Genomic DNA, 2,435 nt, shown 5'->3' on the forward strand with positions numbered 1-2,435 from the left:
GGTCGACCACCTGCGCGCCCGCGGGCCGCTCACCGGGCTCGGCGGTGAGCGTGGCGCCGGACACCTTCGCCGCCACCAGCTCCTCCAGCGCCTCGTGGTACTCGTCGCGCAGATCGTTCAGATCCACCTCTCCGAGCGTCTCCATCAGGGTGTCCGCGAGGTCCAGTTCGGCCGGCTTCACGGTCACCTTCTCCTTGGGGGCCACCCCCGCTGGCTCGCGCACCTCGTCCGGCCAGAGCAGCCGGTGCAGCGCGATCGTGTCGCCGACGACGCGCAGCATCCCCAGCCGCTCCCGGCCGCGGTGGGCGTATTTGGCGATGGCGACCTTCTCGCTGCGCTTGAGCGCCTCGCGCAGCAGGGTGTACGGCTTGGCCCCGGCGGCGCCGCTGGTGCCCAGGTAGTAGGCGTCGCCCATCTGGAGCGGATCGATCTCGGAGGCGGAGATGAACGCCTCGATCTCCAGGGTGTGGGTGGTGGGCAGCGGAAGCGCCGCGAGGTCCTCTTCGGTGATCGGGACCAGCGCGCCGTCCGCGTCCTCGTACGCCCGCCCGATCTCGCTCGACTCGACCGGCTTGTCCTCGAGCTCGCAGACCTTGCGGTAGCGGATGCGGCCGTTGTCGCGGGTGTGGATCTGCCGGAACGAGATCGAGTGATCCTCGGTGGCCGGATAGATCTTGATCGGAATGCTCACCAGGCCAAAGGAAATGTTCCCATTCCAGATAGATCGCATGCTTGATCCCTTTCGTGAGATTCTTATCGTATGTCCCCGATCGCGGAGGTGGAGGGGCGGCGGATCACGCTCAGGAACCTCGACAAGGTCATCCATCCGGCCACCGGCACCACCAAGGGCGAGCTGCTGCACTATCTGGCGTCGACCGCGGACGCGCTCCTCGGGCATCTGCGCGGGCGGCCGCTGGCGTTCCTGCGCTACCCGGACGGCCCCGACGGCCAGAAGTTCTTCACCAAGAACCCGCCTCCGGGCACGCCTTCCTGGGTGACGACGGCGGAGGTCACCCGCCATAAGGGGGAGACCGCGCGGCAGGTGGTGATCCAGGACCTGCCCTCGCTGATGTGGTCGGCCAACCTCGTGGTGGAGCTCCACACCCCGATGTGGCGGATCGACCAGGGCGTGGGCATCGCCGACCGGCTCGTCTTCGACCTCGACCCCGGACCGCCCGCCACGATCGTGGACTGCCGCGTCGTCGCCGTATGGCTGCGCGAGCGGCTGGCCGATGACGGCCTTACGGCGTACGCGAAGACCAGTGGCTCCAAGGGGCTGCATCTGCTGGTGCCGGTGGAGCCGACCCCCTCCCGGCAGACCACCGCCTACGCCAGACGGCTGGCCCTGGAGGCCGCGAACGCCATGCCGGACCTGGTCATCCGTAAGATGACCCGCTCGCTGCGGCCGGGGAAGGTGTACGTGGACTTCAGCCAGAACGCCGCCGCGAAGACCACCGCCGCCCCGTACACCCCCCGCGCCGTTCCCGAACCGGCCGTCTCCGCGCCCGTCACCTGGGAGGAGGTCGAGGCGTGCGGCGACCCGGCGGCGCTGACCTTCCTGATCGACGACATCCCCGCGCGGCTCGACCGCCACGGGGATCTGCTCGCCCCGCTGCTGGACCCGGCGGAGGGGCGCCCGCTGCCGACGGGCGAGGCCGACGCCGAGGAGGACGAGGACAACGGCCAAGGCGACGACGAAGGCGCGGCCGACCGATGACGTCGCCCTCCCATGAGCCGCCCCTTCGGCCACCCCTCGAGGTGGCGCTGGCCCGTGTCGTCCCGACCCTGCCCACCGCCCCGCCCGGGCGGCGGCTGGCGTACGAGCCCAAGTTCGACGGCCATCGGCTGCTGATCTTCCGGCTGGAGGACACCGTAAGGATGCAGGCCCGCTCCGGCCGCATCGTCACCCGCGCCTTCCCCGACCTGGCGGCCGCCGCGCGGCCGCTGCCGCCCGGCACGGTCCTCGACGGCGAGGTGGTGGTGTGGGCGGGCGGCCGTACGGACTTCGCCGCCGTCCAGAAGCGCGCCTTCGCCGCGTCCGAGTCCCGGGCGGGGAGGCTCGCCCGGGAACTGCCCGCCTCCTACGCCGCCTTCGACCTGCTCGCGACCGGCGCGGAGGACCTGCGGCCGCTTCCGTACGAACAGCGCCGCGCCCGGCTGATGGCGCTCCTCGAACCGCTTGGCCCACCGCTCCAGGCCGTGCCGATGACGACCGATCCGGAGCTCGCCGCCACCTGGTACGAGTCGCTCCTGGAGATCGGTATCGAGGGCCTGGTCATCAAGGAGCTGGACCAGCCCTACCGGCCCGGGCGCCACTGGCGGAAGGTTCGCCATTCGGAGACCCGGGACGCCGTCGTCGTCGGCGTCGTCGGCCCCCGGCTCCGCCCACGCGCCCTCGCGCTGGTGCTCCCCGGCGACGACGCGCCCTTGATCTC

The 2,435-nt window shown here is 71.4% G+C and carries 3 protein-coding genes; 2 read left to right on the top strand and 1 reads right to left on the bottom strand.

Annotation, left to right across the window (positions count from 1 at the left end):
• On the bottom strand, nt 1-730 hold a 730-nt coding region (locus tag GWI24_RS43360; RefSeq protein WP_210951509.1), incomplete at its 3' end, for a Ku protein.
• Between the two features lie 30 nt (nt 731-760).
• Here GWI24_RS43360 and ligD point away from each other — a divergent pair.
• Both ligD and GWI24_RS43370 read left to right on the top strand, forming a co-directional pair.
• Nucleotides 761-1,717, top strand: a complete 957-nt coding sequence (gene ligD / locus GWI24_RS43365) for a non-homologous end-joining DNA ligase (protein ID WP_210951510.1) — start codon at nt 761-763, stop codon at nt 1,715-1,717.
• The coding region (locus GWI24_RS43370) for an ATP-dependent DNA ligase (RefSeq protein ID WP_210951511.1) at nt 1,714-2,435 on the top strand (722 nt) is incomplete at its 3' end. The genes ligD and GWI24_RS43370, both read left to right, overlap by 4 nt.

It is taken from the genome of Streptomyces sp. MK37H (assembly GCF_018035285.1).
GTDB classification, from domain to species: Bacteria; Actinomycetota; Actinomycetes; order Streptomycetales; family Streptomycetaceae; genus Streptomyces; species Streptomyces endocoffeicus.

Excerpts from the sequence above, each read along its gene's own strand:
- ligD (WP_210951510.1), top strand. The coding sequence starts at position 761 with ATGTCCCCGATCGCGGAGGTGGAGGGGCGGCGGATCACGCTCAGGAAC.